General features: G+C 72.0%; 16 protein-coding genes and 3 pseudogenes. 10 read left to right on the top strand and 9 right to left on the bottom strand.

Features of this window, described 5'->3' with window-relative positions:
- Positions 1 to 86 precede the first annotated feature (86 nt).
- From ACFQLX_RS01455 to ACFQLX_RS01430, 6 genes are all read left to right on the top strand, one after another.
- Positions 87 to 1,583, top strand: coding sequence for a bifunctional phosphatase PAP2/diacylglycerol kinase family protein (locus ACFQLX_RS01455; RefSeq protein ID WP_386410841.1), 1,497 nt, complete (start codon positions 87 to 89; stop codon positions 1,581 to 1,583).
- 77 nt (positions 1,584 to 1,660) lie between these two features.
- Positions 1,661 to 1,894, top strand: a complete 234-nt coding sequence (locus ACFQLX_RS01450) for a DUF6458 family protein (RefSeq protein ID WP_386410838.1) — start codon at positions 1,661 to 1,663, stop codon at positions 1,892 to 1,894.
- A gap of 74 nt (positions 1,895 to 1,968) precedes the next feature.
- Positions 1,969 to 2,796, top strand: a complete 828-nt coding sequence (locus ACFQLX_RS01445) for a DUF1206 domain-containing protein (protein ID WP_386410835.1) — start codon at positions 1,969 to 1,971, stop codon at positions 2,794 to 2,796.
- 146 nt (positions 2,797 to 2,942) lie between these two features.
- The gene (locus ACFQLX_RS01440) at positions 2,943 to 3,227 is read left to right on the top strand and encodes a hypothetical protein (RefSeq protein ID WP_386410833.1); all 285 of its coding nucleotides are present in this window, start codon (positions 2,943 to 2,945) and stop codon (positions 3,225 to 3,227) included.
- Between the two features lie 77 nt (positions 3,228 to 3,304).
- The gene (locus ACFQLX_RS01435; RefSeq protein ID WP_386410830.1) at positions 3,305 to 3,967 is read left to right on the top strand and encodes an NUDIX hydrolase; all 663 of its coding nucleotides are present in this window, start codon (positions 3,305 to 3,307) and stop codon (positions 3,965 to 3,967) included.
- A gap of 107 nt (positions 3,968 to 4,074) precedes the next feature.
- The gene (locus tag ACFQLX_RS01430; RefSeq protein ID WP_386410827.1) at positions 4,075 to 4,485 is read left to right on the top strand and encodes a hypothetical protein; all 411 of its coding nucleotides are present in this window, start codon (positions 4,075 to 4,077) and stop codon (positions 4,483 to 4,485) included.
- A gap of 106 nt (positions 4,486 to 4,591) precedes the next feature.
- Here ACFQLX_RS01430 and ACFQLX_RS01425 read toward each other — a convergent pair whose 3' ends face one another.
- Positions 4,592 to 5,266 carry a lytic transglycosylase domain-containing protein gene (locus ACFQLX_RS01425; RefSeq protein WP_386410824.1) on the bottom strand — a complete coding sequence of 225 codons (675 nt, stop codon included), beginning with the start codon at positions 5,264 to 5,266 and terminating at the stop codon, positions 4,592 to 4,594.
- A 198-nt stretch (positions 5,267 to 5,464) separates the two neighbouring features.
- On the opposite strand from ACFQLX_RS01425, the gene ACFQLX_RS01420 reads away from it, so the two are divergent.
- On the top strand, positions 5,465 to 5,974 hold the full coding sequence (locus tag ACFQLX_RS01420) for a hypothetical protein (protein WP_386410821.1): 510 nt from the start codon (positions 5,465 to 5,467) through the stop codon (positions 5,972 to 5,974).
- 228 nt (positions 5,975 to 6,202) lie between these two features.
- The gene (locus tag ACFQLX_RS01415) at positions 6,203 to 6,625 is read left to right on the top strand and encodes a hypothetical protein (RefSeq protein ID WP_386410819.1); all 423 of its coding nucleotides are present in this window, start codon (positions 6,203 to 6,205) and stop codon (positions 6,623 to 6,625) included.
- Positions 6,626 to 6,678: 53 nt separating this feature from the next.
- Here ACFQLX_RS01415 and ACFQLX_RS01410 read toward each other — a convergent pair.
- From ACFQLX_RS01410 to ACFQLX_RS01385, 6 genes and pseudogenes are all read right to left on the bottom strand, one after another.
- Positions 6,679 to 7,189, bottom strand: a pseudogene (locus ACFQLX_RS01410) (NUDIX hydrolase).
- A 20-nt stretch (positions 7,190 to 7,209) separates the two neighbouring features.
- Entirely contained in the window at positions 7,210 to 7,467 is a 258-nt protein-coding gene (locus ACFQLX_RS01405; RefSeq protein WP_386410816.1) for a hypothetical protein, read from the bottom strand.
- 93 nt (positions 7,468 to 7,560) lie between these two features.
- Entirely contained in the window at positions 7,561 to 8,034 is a 474-nt protein-coding gene (locus ACFQLX_RS01400) for a hypothetical protein (protein ID WP_386410813.1), read from the bottom strand.
- Positions 8,028 to 9,884 carry a hypothetical protein gene (locus tag ACFQLX_RS01395; RefSeq protein ID WP_386410810.1) on the bottom strand — a complete coding sequence of 619 codons (1,857 nt, stop codon included), beginning with the start codon at positions 9,882 to 9,884 and terminating at the stop codon, positions 8,028 to 8,030. The genes ACFQLX_RS01400 and ACFQLX_RS01395 overlap by 7 nt, the downstream gene beginning before the upstream one ends.
- 190 nt (positions 9,885 to 10,074) lie before the next feature.
- Positions 10,075 to 12,222: an MMPL family transporter gene (locus ACFQLX_RS01390; protein WP_386410808.1), complete on the bottom strand. Its 2,148-nt coding sequence runs from the start codon at positions 12,220 to 12,222 to the stop codon at positions 10,075 to 10,077.
- Positions 12,223 to 12,444: 222 nt separating this feature from the next.
- Positions 12,445 to 12,994 (bottom strand): annotated as a pseudogene (locus ACFQLX_RS01385) (Uma2 family endonuclease).
- Positions 12,995 to 13,093: 99 nt separating this feature from the next.
- Between ACFQLX_RS01385 and ACFQLX_RS01380 the strand changes: the two are divergent.
- A pseudogene (locus ACFQLX_RS01380) lies at positions 13,094 to 13,306 on the top strand (two-component system response regulator); the annotation flags it as partial.
- A 75-nt stretch (positions 13,307 to 13,381) separates the two neighbouring features.
- Here the strand turns inward: ACFQLX_RS01380 and ACFQLX_RS01375 are convergent.
- The gene (locus tag ACFQLX_RS01375; protein ID WP_386410805.1) at positions 13,382 to 15,232 is read right to left on the bottom strand and encodes a DEAD/DEAH box helicase; all 1,851 of its coding nucleotides are present in this window, start codon (positions 15,230 to 15,232) and stop codon (positions 13,382 to 13,384) included.
- Between the two features lie 226 nt (positions 15,233 to 15,458).
- Between ACFQLX_RS01375 and ACFQLX_RS01370 the strand changes: the two genes are divergently transcribed.
- The gene (locus ACFQLX_RS01370; RefSeq protein WP_386410802.1) at positions 15,459 to 15,896 is read left to right on the top strand and encodes a Rieske (2Fe-2S) protein; all 438 of its coding nucleotides are present in this window, start codon (positions 15,459 to 15,461) and stop codon (positions 15,894 to 15,896) included.
- 15 nt (positions 15,897 to 15,911) lie between these two features.
- On the opposite strand, the gene ACFQLX_RS01365 is transcribed toward ACFQLX_RS01370, so the two are convergent.
- On the bottom strand, positions 15,912 to 16,811 hold the full coding sequence (locus tag ACFQLX_RS01365) for a LysR family transcriptional regulator (protein WP_386410799.1): 900 nt from the start codon (positions 16,809 to 16,811) through the stop codon (positions 15,912 to 15,914).
- Positions 16,812 to 16,817 lie beyond the last annotated feature (6 nt).

The raw sequence follows: 16,817 nt of genomic DNA, 5'->3' as shown, positions 1-16,817 counted from the left end.
TTGATACGCGAACGGATGACTCCGGCAGTGGTTTCGGTGGCTCCTGACACCTTTGCGAAAGCCGGCAGCGGCGCCGGACCGCTGGTATGACGCGGCGGGACGCGCGGGCGGTGGGGCAGCCGCTGCCGAGCCGGTGGGACCGCGGCGTGTTCCATGAGGTGGCGAGCCGCAGCTGGCCGGCTGCTGAGGCGGTGCTGCCGAAGCTGAGCCGGAGCGCCGACCACGGGCTGCTGTGGTTCGGTGTGGCGGCGGGCATGGCGGCTGCCGGCGGCCGTCCCGCGCGCAGGGCCGCGGTGCGCGGGCTGCTCTCGCTGGGCGTCGCCTCGGCCACCGTCAACACCCTCGGCAAGCGCGCGGTGCGCCGTAAGCGGCCGGTGCTGGACGCGGTGCCGGTGATCCGGCAGTTGAGCAGGCAGCCGTTCACCACCTCGTTTCCCTCCGGGCACGCCGCTTCGGCGGCGGCGTTCGCCCTTGGCGCCGGTCTGCAGTCCCGTCGCTGGGGGGTGGCGCTGGCGCCGCTGGCCTGGTCGGTGGCGTTCTCCCGGATCTACACCGGGGTGCACTATCCGAGCGATGTGCTGGCCGGCATGGCACTGGGAGCGGGCGCCGCCTTCGCGGTCCGCGGGATGGTGCCGACCCGTGACCAGTTGGGGCCGCAGGCCCGGCCGCGGGCCGACGCCCCGGCGCTGCCGGGCGGGCACGGCCTGGTGGTCGTGGTGAACGGCGCGGCCGGCACCGGGGGCGAGGCCCTGCGCCAGGCCCGCGAGGCCCTTCCCGACGCCGAGTTCGTGGAGTGCGAACCGGACGGGAAGGAGCTGTCCGAGCAGTTCGAGGCCGCGGCCGTGCGCGCCCGGGCGCTGGGGGTGCTGGGCGGCGACGGCACCGTGAACACCGCGGTGGCCACGGCCGTACGCCACCGGCTGGCGCTGGCCGTGTTCCCCGGGGGGACCCTCAACCACTTCGCGTACGACCTCGGCGTCCACACCGTCGCGGACGCCGCCCGGGCGGTGGCCGGCGGCGACGCGGCCGCGGTCGACGTGGCGCGCTTCCGTCCGGGCCCGGACGGGCCGGCGGGGCACTTCGTGAACACCTTCAGCCTGGGTGCCTACCCGGACCTGGTGCGGGTACGCGAGGAGTGGGCGCCGCGGATCGGCGGCTGGCCGGCCGGCCTGCTCGCCGCCTTCCAGGTGCTGCGCACCTCGCAGCCCGTCGAGGCCGAGATCAACGGCCGCCACCGGCAGGTGTGGCTGCTGTTCGTCGGCAACTGCGGCTACCGCGGTCTGGGTCTGGCCCCCGTCCGCCGCCACGACCTCGCGGACGGGCTGCTCGATGTGCGGATGGTGTACGCCGGCCACTGGGCCCGTATCCGGCTGCTCACCGCAGCCCTCACCGGATCCCTGCGCCGCTCGCCGGTCCACTCGGCCGCGCGGCTGCACCGGCTGCGGATCGACGGGCTCCGCCCGGGGGTCCACCTGGCTTACGACGGAGAGGTCGTCCCCGCCGCGCACGCCACCGTTGAACTGGACAAGGCCGAGGGCGGCCTCACCGTCTACCGCCCGCTGCCGGATCCGGAGGCGGGGTAGGCGCTCCCGCATCGCGGCGGCGTTCGGGGGTACTCGGCGGGATGGCTTTCGGATTCACGAGCAGGGAGGCGAGTGCGATGGGTTTGGGTGCGGGCATTCTGTTGCTGGCGGTGGGGGCGATCTTCACCTTCGCCGTGGACTGGCACATCAAGGACGTCGACCTCGATGTGGTCGGCGTGATCATGATGGTGGCCGGTGTGATCGGCCTCGTGGCGTACCTGAGCATTCTCAGGCGCCGTCCGCCGCCGCCGCTGCCCCCGCGGGCGCCCGCTGCCGAGGAGGAGGAGCGCCGGCGGGGCTCCGGCTACTGAGGCACCCGTACCTGGACGGCGTTGAGGCACCGAGGCGCTCGGTGCGTGGCTGCGACTCCACAAGGAGGCCCGTGATGGCAACCCGTGCGATGGGAAGACACTCCGCCCGCACACCTACGGCCCGGCGCTCCGCGGATGGGCCCCTGACGGCCGCGGGGCGTGCGGGCTTCACCGCCCGAGGGGTCATCTACGTACTGATCGGGGTGCTGGCCGTACGCATCGCGCTGGGCGGCGGCGGCGAGCAGGCGGACCGCCAGGGTGCCCTGCAGCAGGTCGGAGCCCAGCCCTTCGGCAAGGTCATGCTGTGGGCCCTGGTCGTCGGGTTCGGCTCCATGGCGATCTGGCGCGCGGCGCGCGCCGCGCTCGCCCGAGGGCCGGACCGCACGCTGGCATCGCGGCTCCTGGACGGCGGCCGGGCGGTGTTCTACGCCGCGGTGTGCTGGGCCACCGCCGCGTACGCCGCCGGGGGCGCGGCGTCCGGCGGCGACGAGACCTCGAAGGACTGGACGGCCTCCGTGCTGGAACTGCCGTACGGCCGCGTGCTCGTAGGTGCCGGAGGGTGCCTCCTGATCGGTATCGGTACGGTGCTCGCGGTGCGGGCGGCGATGCGGCGCTTCCTGAAGCAGTTGGACACCGGCGGGATGAGCCTCCGTACGAAGCAGGTGGTCACCGTGCTGGGAGTGCTCGGCGGGGTGGCGCGCGGAACCGTGTTCGTCGTGGCGGGGGTCTTCATTCTGGTGGCGGCCCTGCGCTTCGATCCGGACGAGGCCAAGGGCGTGGACGACACCCTGCGCAGCTTCACGCAGACCCCGGCCGGCCCGTGGCTCCTGGTCGCGGTCGCCGTCGGACTGGTGCTCTTCGGCGGCTTCTCCTTCGCCTCAGCACGCTGGCGGAAGCTGTAGGAGAGCGGGGCGTCTGCCGTGGCCGCACCGCTGCCCGGCCGAGTTCTCTTCAGTGGGATCGCTTCATCCTGAAGGCGCCGGTCAAGGGAGGTGGGGCGCCGAACGTCGCAGGCTCCACGAACTCACGTGCTGATAGCTTCGCGTCCGTGATCGTGTATCCGCTGTGGCATGTCAGCCACCAGAACGAAGCCGGCGACGACAGCTCGACAGTGCACATCGATGAGAGCGGCGTGTTCTGCGACGAGGCGGACGGCGACGACGTAAAGCTGCTCGGTATCTACTCAACCCTTGAGCGGGTTGAAGAGCGTGTGCGTCAGGCTCGACTGCTACCAGGCTTCCGTGATGAACCGGAGTGCTTCTACTTCGACGCCTGCAAGCTCGATGAGGACCACTGGTCTGAGGGCTTCGTTCGAGTTCCGCCGGGCGTATAGGCCGGATTGCGCAGCTGCTTCTGGTTGCCTTTGACGATCACGATGTCATGGTCGCCTCGGGCCAGGAGACAGTCGGCGTGCTCGCGCTGGATGCGCAGGGCGTCGCTGGTGACCACGACCCCGGCCAGGTCGGCGAAGGCAGCCAGCAGCGACCGCGGTTGGTGGCATTTACCGTCATGCAGATCACTTGCCTCTGCGTTCGTGAGGTCGTGTTGTCAGAGGGGGGGTGGGATCGTGTCCGCATGGGCGAACTGGTTGACCATGTGGATGAGCGGGACCTCGTGGTGGGGGTCGTCGAGCGGGGTGCGGCGGAGCGTGAGGGCCGGCTGCATCGCATTGCGACGACGATCTGCCGGGATCGGGCAGGGCGGATCCTGGTGCTACGGCGGTCCGGGACGATGTCCCGCTTCCCGGGCTACTACGACGTGATGGTCGGTGGCGCGGTGAACGCGGGCGAGTCGTACGAGGAGGCCGCGGCCCGGGAGCTGTCCGAGGAGCTGGGTGTACGGGCGCCGGTGCGTTTCCTGTTCACGTTCCTCTGCCGGCAGGGAGTCGGTCCCGTGTGGTTCGGGGTGCACGAGGCTGTCGTGGCGGAGCCCCTGGTCGCGGACCCGGGCGAGATCGCCTGGCGGGGCTGGCTGACGGAAGCCGAACTGTGCGAGGCCGTCGATCGGGGGCTGTGGGTTCCGGGAGGACAGGAGGCTCTGCGCCGATATCTGGGACCCGGGGCCGGCAGTTGATGGGCGTGCGGGGCCTGCGCCGCGTCACGGAACAGCCACGCCTCGGACGTACGGTCGATGTGCGAAGCACAATGTCCCCTCTGCCACACAGCACTTCTGGGGGGATCATGCGCATCCGCGCCGCCGTACTCGCCATCACCACCGCCACTCTGCTCGCCCTGACCGGCTGCGCCACCGACGGCGACGCCGTCGACAGCAGGCCCGAGCCCACTCCCTCCGCCGTTCCCACTGCTTCCGCTACGAGCATCGCCACCGCGAAGACGGGCATCCCCGACGCTCCCGTCGGCACCGAGCGCGCGGCCCTCCTCGCCGCGCTGCTCGCCGTCAGCCCTGCCGTCGTCGGAGCCGACGAGGACAGGACCGTCGCCGCCGCCCGCAACCAGTGCTCCGCGATCCACGGCGGCGCGAAGGACCTCGACCACTCGGCCGCGCAGCGTTTCGCCCAGGGCGACACCTCCATCAGCGACGCCCAGGGCAAAGCGATCAACGAGGTCCTCAAGAAGACCCTCTGCCCGTAACGGATAAGAGGGGCGGCTCTCGCAGGGGGGTCGGGGGCGGCGGCGCCGGCTGCCGAGCTGCCGGCGCCGGGTTGCGAGGCCGTTCCGGGCGACGATCGCGGTCTCCCTAGCTCCCGCTGACAGGCCGGTAAGCGGCGAGGTAGGTGTTGACGCGGTCGGTGTAGGCGCGGATTCGGTCGGGGATTCCGTTCGCGCTGCGTACGGCGGTGTCGGATGTGCGGTAGACCGCGGCGAGGTTGAGTGCCGGGTCGCCGGGAAGCGCGGCTACGGAGGGCTGCCAGTGGCAGAGGAACCGGCCGACCGCGCGGATGGATTCGTTGGGCTCGTACGGCGGGGCGGGCAGCCGGCCGGACCGGTCGCCCGACCAGTAGTGCTGGAGGACGCGCGGGGTCCACCGTGCGATGCCGTACTCGTCCTTGGCCGGATCGCTGAGGTCGGGGTCGAAGCCGCTCTCGGCCTTCACCATCGCCGCGACGAGGGCGGGCGTGACCGCGGGGGCCTCGCAGTACGCGGTTCCGGCTTCGACGATCGCCGCCCGGTACTGGTGCGGGATGTCCGCGTCGGGGCGCAGATAGCGGGCGGTCGGGTCGTCCTTCGCCGCGGCGGGCGGCGAGGTGTTCCCCGGCGCGGGGTCGGCCGTTGCGGAGGGGGTGGAGGGGACGGCCGGGGCGGCCGACGGGCCGCTCTCCCGGAACGCGAACAGGTAGACCGCGAGGCAGGCACTGACAATCGCGGCGATCGACCCCATGATCTGGATCCTGCTCTGCTCACCGGCCGGCATCGCACCCCTCCCCCGAGACCGCTCGGAGGGTCCAGCGGTCCCACCGATCATAGGTATAGGTTCAGGCGGTCGCACCAGTGGCGTACGAGACCGACGACGGGGGTGGGCGGCGCCCGTACCTGCAGTGAAAACGCGATACCAGAGAAGCAATCGGGGGACATCTTGACGCTACTGGATCAACTTCCCACCCTGATAGGCGTGGTGATCGGCTCACTCGGCTCCTACGCCGTCCAGAGTCTGACCGAGCGGCGGCGGTGGAAGCGGCAGCGGGAGGAACGGTGGGACGAGAAGCGCCTTGAGACGTACGGTCGTTACGCCAACGCCCTCAAGGCGCAGCTTCGTATCGCCCAGCGCATCGGCGCCGCCCTGGGATTCGCCGACGTGGCCGACCCGTTGCAGCCGGCCGAAGGCCTCCCCCTGCTCGCCGACGCGGAATCCCACCGTGCGACGGAGTGGGAGTCCGTCCTGCTCGTCGGGGACGCGGCGACGATTGCGGAGGCGCGGCGCTGGCACGAGACGATCTGGACCATCGAGTTGCTCATACGGGAGGGGCCGGTCGACGCCGGCATGTGGGCCAAGGCCCACCAGTTGGCGAGTGCGGCCCGCGACGCTTTCTACGAGAGTGCTCGGCGCGACCTCGGCATCGAAGGGGCCCCGCCGCCGCCGGGGCAGTGGCCGCGGCAGTGGCGGGCCGAGCTCTCCGGATAACCCGGTCAGAGGCTATGGCAGCCGGGAGTTGAGCCTCGGCAGCCGTTCCGGAAGAGGTCGTCCGGAGGCGCTCCCGCTTCCGTACAGACCGGCGGGTCCGCACTCGCCGTCCGCTCCATGCGGGGCCGCGGTCGACACGGCGGTCGTATAAGCCCGGTACCGCCAGGTCGGCAGGTACTCTCCGGGTTATCGGTCAGCTTTACCCAACCCTCCGACAGGAGCCACCCCTTGAAGATGCCCATGAGGTCCCGGCTGCTCACCGTCCTCGCCTCCGCCGCCGCGTTCCTCGCCGCCACCACGACCACCGCCGGCGCGCAGGTCGTCAAGGAGGGCAGCCAGTTCGTCTTCATCTACGCGGGCGGCTACCGGATGTGCACCGCCGCCCTCTTCGACGACGGCCCCAACACCGACGTCCGCGGGCAGTTCGAGGCCCACCACGGCGGCGCCTGCCAGGGCTGGCTGGAGCGCCGGCGCGACAACCCCGACGGCAGCACCATGTACGGCTGGACCCGCGTCTCCGACTACTACTTCGTCCCGGACAACTGGGCCAAGGCGACAGGCGCCCACTGGAACGGCACCGGCGCCGGCTCCCGCGTCTGCATCATCCTCACCAGCACGGGCGAGAAGGGCTGCACGGACGTCCGGTGGTAGCGGCGGCGACCGGAAAGCGCCGCAAGCTCGCGAAGGCCGACTCCCCAACCCCCTCAACCGGAGGAGGGGTTCGGGGCGCCCAAGGCTCGATATCGATCGAATGCCTCGCGGGCGTCCGGAATGAACTCGGGGCGGCGGGCGACCTCTTCGAGTTCGGGCTCGGTCAGCCAGTCGAACCAGGCGACTTCCCCAGGGTCGGGCTGGACCGGTGCGGTGATCACGGCTTCGTGAAGGCCCAGCCAGTAGGGGGCTGATCACGCCGTCGCACAGGAACTTGAGCACGAAGCGGGGATCGGCGTGGACCCCGAGCTCCTCCGCCAACTCCCTGGCCGCTGCCTCCTCGTACGCCTCGCCCACGTCGACGGCACCCCCGAGCATCCAGTTGAACCGCCCCGGGAAGCGGGATGCGTCGTCCGGGCGGCGGTGCACGAGGATCCGTCCGTCGCCGTCGCGGCACACGACCGTCGCGATGCGGTGCAGCCAGCACCCCCGAATCGCCTCTCCGCGGTCGACGACCGCCACGACGCGGTCCCGCTCATCGACCCGCTCGACCAGTTCACCCATGGGGCACACGGAAGAGTCAGTCACACCAGCGACTCATCCGGCCGCACCCGGGCGACGAAGCCGTCCGAGCCGTAGGCCCCCTCACCTCCCCACAGTACGTCACCACCCTCCAGGGGCAGTTGCGCCAAGCCGCCGACCGAGGTCTGCCAACCGGGCGGCTCGTCAAGTGCCGTCAGCAGGTCGGAGCGGTCCAGGGTGCGCAGCCCACCCAGAGTCGACGCGTCCAGTTGCACGTCGTACGAGCCGCCGTCGCCGGAGAAATGGAGGGCGTCGCGCACCGGCACGCGGTTCGCCGCCCAGAGATCGTCGATGGGCTCACCGGCCTGGATATCCCCTCTGCCTGTCCGCCTGGACGTGTTGCGGCCGCCTGTTCAGCCCTTGCTCCCGCACGGGTTCACGTCCGGGACCGCCGCCGCGGTGCGCATCCAGTGTCCGGTGGCGCTCCACGCCTGCAGGCGCCGGGCCCTTCCGCCGTGCGCCGTGCCGTCGGGGTCAAAGGTGCCGCCCGCGGCGATCAGGCGCAGGCCGGCCAGGACAGGGGCCAGGCGGTCGATCACGTGAGACGCGTGGCGGGTGACTTCGTCCTCCAACTGAGTGATCGTGGCAGCCTGTTCCCCGGAGGTGCACAGGGAGAGGTAGCAGAGCGTGTGGCGCCAGGCGTAGGCGACGTCCTTGATCGTGGCCAGCGGACGGGGGTTGTGGTGCACCCGCGCCGTGAGACTGCAGGCCGTACGGAAACTCCGGTACGCGAGATCGGCCCAGCCGGTGGCCGGCGTGACACCGACGGGGCGGACGAGGGCCGCGAGGTTGTGGGTGGTGAGGATCTGGGCCTGCTCGATCACCATGCCGTTGGCAGCCGTCGACCAGCCCTGCGGCGCGCCGGAACGTGCGTGGCACAGTTCGGCGAAGGCGGCTGAGGTACGGGTGCCGAAGCGGCCGTGCGGTGCGGTGTCGTCCATCGCCATGAGCGCTGCGTAGTCGATGTCGTAGTAGCGCTCGTAGAGCGTCCCACCGAGGAGGGAGCCGGCGACCTTCGCGGCTTTGAGGTACTTGGCGGAGAACGTCCCCATGAAGATGTCCGCGGCCAGCTCCTCCACGAACGGGACGTCCAGGCCGGCACCGCGGGCGAGCGTGCCCAGTTCGCCGACGAGCGGGTTGGGCAGGAGTGTGGCGGGGAAGCCCTGCAGGGCCAGCCCCCCAACTGCCTGAGGGCGGAGCGGGAGTTCGTCCTCGTGCTGTCGGTCACGTGCCGGTGTGCGGCCACTGCCTGTATCCAGGGCAGTTCCTCGACCCGTACCTGGCGCTCGAGGTTGTGCAGCAGGAGCGAGCGGCGGTTGCGGTAGGCCCGGTAGTTGGCGGCCGTCAACGCGCGCAGCGCCGGGTCCGGGTAGGGCGATGCGGTGGTGGAGGCGACCAGTTGCGGTACGAGTTCGGCGAGCACCTCGCCCGAAGGCACTACTCCCCGCTCGATGAGCGTGCCGATGGGGGCGCTCAGCGCCCTCTCGACGACGCGGCGGATCGGCGCCGGGACAGCCGTGCCCGCGGGCAGTCCGGTGTCGTTCTGCTCCTGGTCGGTGACGGGCGCGATGAGCGGTTCGATCCTGGGCACGCCCTGTTGCTGCGGCAGGGCGGACAGCCTGCGGACCATCAGTTGCGCCAGCGCGTGATGGGTGGGGCGCGCGGCGTCGGCCGCCTGCCGGTCACGCAGGGCCGTGTGCTCCAGGGAGCCGGGCAGTCCACGGCGCCGGAGCATCGAGTCGACGGCGTACTGCAGCAGTCCACGGCGGCGCGTGTCCAACGACCGTCCCGCGACCACCTCCTCCAGCGCGACGCGCAGGATGGCCAGGTTCTCCTTCGGCCGATGGGGCTTGGCGCAGTGCGTGTGGATCGCGGCCAGTCTTTCGTAGCGCCGGAGGAAGGCGGTGCCGCGCCGCAGCCAGTCCGGGCCGGGTATACGGGCCAGGACGCGGCCCGACTCCGTGGTCTCCCACCAGTGTTGGAGCAGTTCGTCGGCGAAGGGGTTCCATACGGCCAGCGCTTCGTTCATCGCCTCGACCGCCCGGTTGGGACGCCGCCCGGCCACCGCCTGGCGGGTCTCGCCGACCGTACGGCGGCATGCCGACCCGGCGTCCGGAGCGGGGTGGGGGCTCGGCCGGGGAGTGAAACGGAGCCGGTCGGCGAACGGCTCCAGGACCTCCAGCAGCCGAAGTGCGCCCAGTCGGTCGCCGGAGCGAACCAGCCACGCGACGGTGAGCAGCGCGGCCTCCTCCGGCACCCGCACCTCGTAGCACCTGCTCTCCAGCAGCGCGTCCAGCTCAGCCAGGCCCGCCTCGGTCAGGTGGTACGCGAACAGCGCACCGCGCTCGGCAGCCACGCCTGCGCGCCGGGCCGCCTCGACCTCGTCCGGCTCCAGCGGCCCGCCGGCCCGCGCCGCACCGGTGGCGAATCCACCCCGCATCACCTCCAACGTCACCCACGCCGGCAGACCGGCCACCGGGGTTCGTGAGCCGACGGTCAGTGTCCTGTCGTCCAGACCGGCGAGCACGCCCTGCCAGCGACGGACGCGCTCCTCGGCGCGACGCCGGGTGTCGGCGTCCTCATGGCTCAGCGCGGTGGCGAAGGCGCGCGCCAACTGGCCCAGCGGGTAGCCGGGGTGGTGGACCGCCGCTCGCTGCTGCTTCTCGTTCTCTTCCATTGCCGACGTGGCGGGTTCCGCCCCCGCGCCCTCCGGGTCTGAAGCCCGGCGCTCTCCTGCTGAGCTACACGCCGCTGCCCTCAGACTATGTTCCGCGCTCGGCGGGGCCAACACCTTTTCGATCACGGCCGCGCAAGCGACAGCGAGCCCCGCCGGCTGCGAACCCCGGCACCACCTCGCATGCGACCCCTCAGCCCACCAGTGCCTTGTCCTTGATCCGGGGATCCTCGGCGTGGGGATACGACGGCTCCACGCGCAGGGGGCGTGCCGCCCAGGCGGGGAGGTACCAGTTCCACCGGCCGAAGAGGGAGACCATGGACGGCACCAGCAGCATCCGTACGATCGTCGCGTCGAGGAGGATGCCCACGCCCAGGCCCGTCGCCAGGACCTTCAGGTCCGTGCCGGGGCCGGAGGCGAGCGCGGCGAAGGCGAGGAAGAGGATCAGCGCGGCGCTGGTGACCAGGCGGCCCGTGCGTCCCACGCCCTCGATGACGGCCTCGTCGGTGGAGTTCCCCGCGTCGTACTCCTCGCGGATGCGGGCCAGGATGAACACCTCGTAGTCCATCGACAGCCCGAACAGGAACGCGAAGATCATCAGCGGGATCCAGAAGGTGATGGCGCCGGTCGCCGCGATGCCGAAGACCGCGTCGGAGCCGTAGCCGTCCTGCCAGAACAGCACCATCACCCCCAGCGTCGCCCCCAGCGAGACCAGGTTCAGCAGCACCGCCTTCAGCGGCAGCAGCAGGGAGCGGAAGGCGCGTACCAGCAGGACGTAGGTGAGCAGCGCGATGATCGTGAGCATCAGGGGGAAGTTGCCGTAGACCGCGTCCATGAAGTCGATCTGGGCGGCTCCGATGCCCGTGACGCCGACGACGGCGGGATCGTCCTTCGTGGCGTCCTTGATCCGCTCGATGACGCCGACGCTCTGGGAGTTGACCGTCTCCTTGTCCGGGATGACCACGACGATGCTCTGCCCGTCGCGGTTGCCGGCCGGCCCGGAGGGGACGAAGGCCTGGCTCACGCCGTCCACCCGGGCCAGCTTCTCGGCCACCGGCTTCGCCTGCTTTGTGCTGACCAGCACCTCGGCCGGGGTCAGCGCACCGGTCGGCACTCCCCCGCGCTCCAGGGTCGTGAGGGCCTCGTACGCCGGTCCGCTCTTGGCCAGCGACTCCGAGGAGGCCAGCCCGATCCTGATGCCGAAAAAGACGCCGACCAGAGCGGCCAGGGCGGCGAGCGCGGTGCCGGCGGCGAGCCAGCGGTGGCGTACGACGGCGGTGGTCCAGCGGCTCCAGGCCTTGCTCGCCCGGTTCTCGTGGCGGATCTTGGGCCAGTCGATCCGGGGGCCGATGCCGCCCAGGATGGCCGGGGTGAGCGTGAGCGTGGTCAGCACGCTGGCCAGCGGGATCAGCGCCCCGCCGTACCCCATGCTGCGCATGAACGGCACCGGCAGGACGATCAGGGCGATCAGGCCGATGGCCACGGTCACCCCGCTGAACACCACGGAGTGGCCCGCCCGTTGCATCGCGACCACCACCGCGTCGTGGTTGTCGCGGCCGTGGTCGCGCTCCTCGCGCCAGCGGGTGACGAGCAGCAGCGAGTAGTCGATCGCCACGCCCAGGCCGATCAGCGCCACCAGGAACTGCACGATGAACGAGACGTCCGTCAGGTAGGTCAGCGGCAGCAGCATCACGAAGGTCGCCAGGATCGACACCGCGGCCACCACCAGCGGCAGGAACGCGAGGAAGGAGGCGAAGACGAACAGCAGGACGGCCAGGGCGCCGAGGGCGCCGAGGAGGACCTCGCCCAGCACGCCGGGTCCGCCGCTGTCGTCGCCGCCGGAGGCGAGCGTGTCCTCGCCCGTCACGCCGACCGTCGCGCCGGACGGCTTGGCCTTCTCGGCCGCGGCGTGGATGGGGTCGGTCAGCAGGGTCGCGGTGGGTGAGGGGTTGAACTGGTAGAAGACCATCGCGTACGCGGTGCGGTCGTCCTTCGTACGGAACGCCCTGTCACCGGTGTTGGCCTCGTCGATCACCCGTACGTTCGGGATGGCGGCGCCGACCGCCGTGAAGACCTCCGCGACCTCCTTCTCGTGGCCGGTGATCGTCTGCCCGGCCGGCAGCGTGACCGTGACCAGGTAGGGACTGGTGTCCCCGCCGCTGCCGAAGGCGCTCTTGATCTCCTGGGCGGTCGTGGTGCCGGGCTGGCCCGGCAGCGAGAAGTCGAGCGTCATCCGATCGGACGTCCTGCCCGCCAGCATCATGCCGGCCACCAGCACGACACCCCAGAACCCGATGACCCACTTACGGTGCCTCAGGACGAACTCTGCCCACCGCTGCATCCCCAACCCCCTCCGGCGCATCCCTGGTCGGGCAAGTCTAGGGGGATCGGACCTTTCCCCACCACTGGGAAATACCGGCGTTCCCCCCGCCGCCAACGTCTGGAAATCCAACGGAAACCCGCCCTCAACGCCTTCGCTATCGCCCTCGAAGGACGACCCGCCTCAGATCGAGCACGGCCCCCTCCGAATCACGCTCCCCGGGAGGACCGGTCCGACCCCCGGTCACGGGACGAGGGCATCAAGATCGATATCGAGGGGGAACGGGACGGAGACCTTCAGCCGGCCCCGGTGGATACCGGTCGGCACGTAGGACCCGGTCATGGCGTCCAGCTCGTAGACGTGGACGGTGGGCGCTCCGGCCTCGTCCTCGATGCGCCAGAAATGCGCGATGCCGGCCTGGGCGTATTTGAAGGGCTTTCAGGGACCGGTCCCGGTCCGCCGACTCCTCCGAGACGACCTCCACCACCAGGGCGACGTCCTCGGGCGCGAACCAGGTGCGGTCCGGATCGTATACGGCGGTGGAGACCAGGATGTCGGGCTCGGGGCGGCTCTTCCTGTCGAGGCGGACGGTCATCTCACGCTCGGCCTCGACGCCCGCGGGAGTCGCCTGCCGCAGGGTGAAGGTGAGGTTCTCCACGAGCCGGGAGTGCCACGACCGCTGCGGCGGCGTCCTGAAGACCAGGATGCCTTCGATGAGTTCGGTGTGCCGCGGCGCCTGGGGAAGGCCATCGAGGTCGTCCGCCTCCCAGCCACTGGGCCGGGGCGGGATCATCCAGTCGGGAAGTCCGGCGGTCAGGGCTGCCTCCACGCGTCTTCGGAAGGAGGGGGCCGGGGAGCGTGACGAGGCCGTCATCCGCGGCGGGCGTGTGCTGGTGATGAAGTGGAGACCGCGGCCCTCGTCGAGCAAACCCTGCGCGCGGGCGGGGACAGCCTCTCGGCGGCCGAGTGCGCGGCCGGGGCGGGCATCTCCCGGGTCAGCGCCCGGCGTTACCTGGAGCACTTCCACGCCGCCGGCCGCACGGGGGTGTCCCTGCGCTACGGGACGGCGGGGCGCCCGGAGCGGCGCTACAGCTGGCGCGGCTGACCTCGCGGGCGTACGAAGCACGCGGAGCCGGCTCGGGCTCCGCGCGCTTCGTACGCTCCTGCCGGGGGGCACCCGTCAGCGGAAACCGTCCCGGTCCCGGCGGACGTTGACCCGCCGGCCCTTGACCGCCGCGCCGCGCAGGGACTGGATCACGTCCTCCGCCGCGTTCTCGGGGACCTCCACCAGCGAGAAGCGGTCGGCGATCTCGATCGCGCCGATCTCGCGCCCGCCCAGGCGCGACTCGCCTGCGATGGCGCCGACCAGGTCCTGCGGGCGGATGCCCGCGCTGCGCCCGGCGCCGACGAACAGCCGCGCCATGCCCCGCGCCGGAGCGCTCGGACCGCGCCGGCCGCGCGGGCCCCCGCCCCCGCCTCCGCCACCGCCGCGGCTGTCGCGGCCACCGCGGTCCACCGGCTGCGCGATCTCCGGGATCTCCTCCTCGTCGGCCGCGTAACCGCCCGACTCGTGCGCCAGCTTGACCGCCGCGAGCGCGATGTCCACCACGTCGAACTCGTCGCCCAGGCTCTCCACCACCACCCGGAAGCGGTCCAGGTCCTCGTCGTTGACCATGCTCTCGTAGAGCGCGGCCCGCGTCAGCTCCAGGCGCCGGGCCCGCAGGTCCGCGACCGAGGGCACCTTCTCCACCGCGATCTTGCGCCTGGTGGCCCGTTCGATCGCCTTGAGCATCCGGTGCTCGCGCGGCTCCGCCAGCGTCACCGCCACGCCCTCGCGGCCGGCGCGGCCCACCCGGCCGATGCGGTGGACGTAGGACTCGGGGGCGGAGGGGACGTCGTAGTTGATGACGTGGGTGAGGTGCTCGACGTCGATGCCGCGCGCCGCGACGTCGGTGGCGATCAGCAGGTCGGCGGTGCCGCCCCGCAGCCGGTTCATCACGCGGTCGCGCTGCTCCTGGCTGAGGCCGCCGTGCAGCGCCTCGGCGCGGTAGCCGCGCCCGTTGAGGGTCTCGGCGAGGGTGTCGACCTGCTCGCGGGTGCGGCAGAAGACGATGGCCGCCTCCGGCGCCTCCACGTCCAGGATCCGGCCGAGCGCGGCGGGCTTCTGCGAGCGGGCGACGATGTACGCCGTCTCCCGCACCCGCGGGGCCTCGCCCGGGGCCGTGACCTCGCGCTCGATCTGGATGCGGACCGGGTCCTTCAGATGGCGCCGGGCCATCGAGTCGATCCGGCCGGGCATCGTGGCGGAGAAGAGCACCGTCTGGCGGTCCTCGGGGATGCTCTCCAGGATCTGGTCGATGTCCTCCGCGAAGCCCATGTCGAGCATCTCGTCGGCCTCGTCCAGCACGACCGTGCGCAGGTCGTCGAGGTTCAGGGTGCCGCGCGCGATGTGGTCCAGCGCGCGGCCCGGGGTGGCGACCACGACGTCCACGCCGCGCTCCAGGGAGCGCAGCTGGCGGCCGATGGGCTGGCCGCCGTAGACCGGCAGTACGCGCACGCCCATGGCGCTGCCGTAGCGGTGGAAGGCCTCGGAGACCTGGATGGCCAGCTCGCGGGTGGGTACGAGGACCAGCGCGACGGGGCTGCGGCCGCCGCGGTTGCGCGTGATGCCGCTGATGATCGGCAGCGCGAACGCGGCGGTCTTGCCGGTGCCGGTGGCGGCCTGGCCGAGCAGGTCGTGGCCCGCCAGCAGCTGCGGGATGGACTCGGCCTGGATGGGGGTGGGTTCCTCGTAGCCCAGGGCGGTGAGCGCGTTCAGCAGCCCGGGGTCGAGGTCCAGGTCGGCGAAGCCGATCTCCGGGCCGCTCCCGGAGTCCGGCTCGGCGTCCGGCTCGGGGGCGGGCTCCGTCTCGGTCTCGGTGCCGGTCTCGGTGCCGGACTCGGTAACAGCCTCCGTCTCGGTGGCGGACTCGGTTTCGGTGCCGGCCTCCGTCTCGGTGCCGACCTCTGTCTCGGTCTCGTCGACCGCCATGTCGTACCTCATCCTCGTGTGGAACGTCGCACGGGGACGCCAGAGTCCACCGTGTCCGCCGTAACGCCGGCGGAGCCCTTCCCCGCCAGTATCAGCCGTGCGGGGCGGCGCCGCGAACCGTGGCGGCCCCGGCCCGGCTGCGCAGCGGCCGCGCGGCGGTGAACGGGGGCGCGATACCGTCCGTACGAAAGGGGGAACCTGTCACCGTCGAACTGGAGGCCGCACGATGTCCGAGAGCCTGGACCAGGGGCGCGCCATGCCCCGCCGCCGTACTGTCGTCGCCGCCGCGGGCGCGGTGGGAGCCGCCGGACTGACGGCCTCGCTCGCGGCCTGCGGCTCGGACGAGCCGTCTTCTGACACACCGTCAGCAAACGGGAGCGGTGCGGCGCTGAAGGTGTCGGACGTCCCGGTGGGCGGCGGGAAGATCCTCAAGGACGAGAAGGTCGTCGTGACCCAGCCGGCCGCGGGCGAGTTCAAGGCGTTCTCCGCGGTCTGCACGCACCAGGGGTGCGTGGTGTCCTCCGTCAGCGACGGCACGATCAACTGCGCCTGCCACGGCAGCCGTTTCTCGGTGGAGGACGGCTCGGTGAAGAACGGGCCCGCCACCAAGCCGCTGCCCTCCTCCCCCGTCAGCGTGGACGGCCAGGAGCTGAAGCTCGGCTGAGCGGGCGCCGCGGCGCTACCCCGCCTGACCGCCCGCCACGCGCAGTGCCTCCACCGCCGCCCGGATCGAGGGGCGGCGGTCGGCGTCCGCGCGCCAGACGGCGTAGAGGTGCCGGCGGACCGTGCTGCGCACCGGCACGGCCCGTACGCCCTCGGGCAGCGGTCCGCGGCCCAGGCGCGGCGCGACGGCGACGCCCAAACCGGCGGCGACCAGGGCGAGTTGCGTGTGGTGCTCCTCCGCGATGTGCGCCACCCGCGGCTCCACGCCCTTGCCACGCATGGTGAAGGTCAGCCACTCCCGGCAGAACTCGCCCTCCGGCCAGGCGATCCAGTCCGCCTCGGCGAGGTCCTCCAGGTCGATCTCGGCGCGGGCGGCCAGGGGATGGCCGGCCGGCAGCGCGACGTCCGCCACGTCGTCCAGCAGCGCGGCGCGCGAGAGTCCGGGCGGCAGCGGCATCCGCTTGTTGTACCAGTCCAGTACGACGGCCACGTCGAAGTCCCCGCGCACGACCCCGGGCAGCGCGCCGTCCGGCTCCATCTCGTGCAGCCGGGTGCGCAGCCCCGGGTGCTGGGCCCGCAGCTGCGCGAGGGCGGCCGGGCCCAGGCCCCGGGCGGCGGTCGGGAAGGCGGCGATGGTCAGCTCGCCGACGGCCTGGCCGCGGTGCGCCTCCAGGTCCGCCTGCGCGACCTCGACCTGGGAGAGGATGCGCACCGCGTGCTCGGAGAGCAGCTTGCCGGCGTCGGTGAGGCGGATGCCGCGGCCGTGCTTGGCGAGCAGCTGCTGGCCCGCCTCCCGTTCCAGCTTGGCGAGTTGCTGGGAGACGGCGGAGGTGGTGACGTGCAGTCCCTCGGCGGCGGCGCTGACCGAGCCGTGGCGGGCGACGGCGGCGAGGGTGCGGAGGCGCTCCAGATTCATGTAAGC

The sequence above is a fragment of the Streptomyces polyrhachis genome, assembly GCF_042663125.1.
In the GTDB taxonomy this organism is placed as follows: Bacteria; Actinomycetota; Actinomycetes; order Streptomycetales; family Streptomycetaceae; genus Streptomyces; species Streptomyces polyrhachii.
This window is presented reverse-complemented; position numbering and strand designations above follow the sequence as displayed.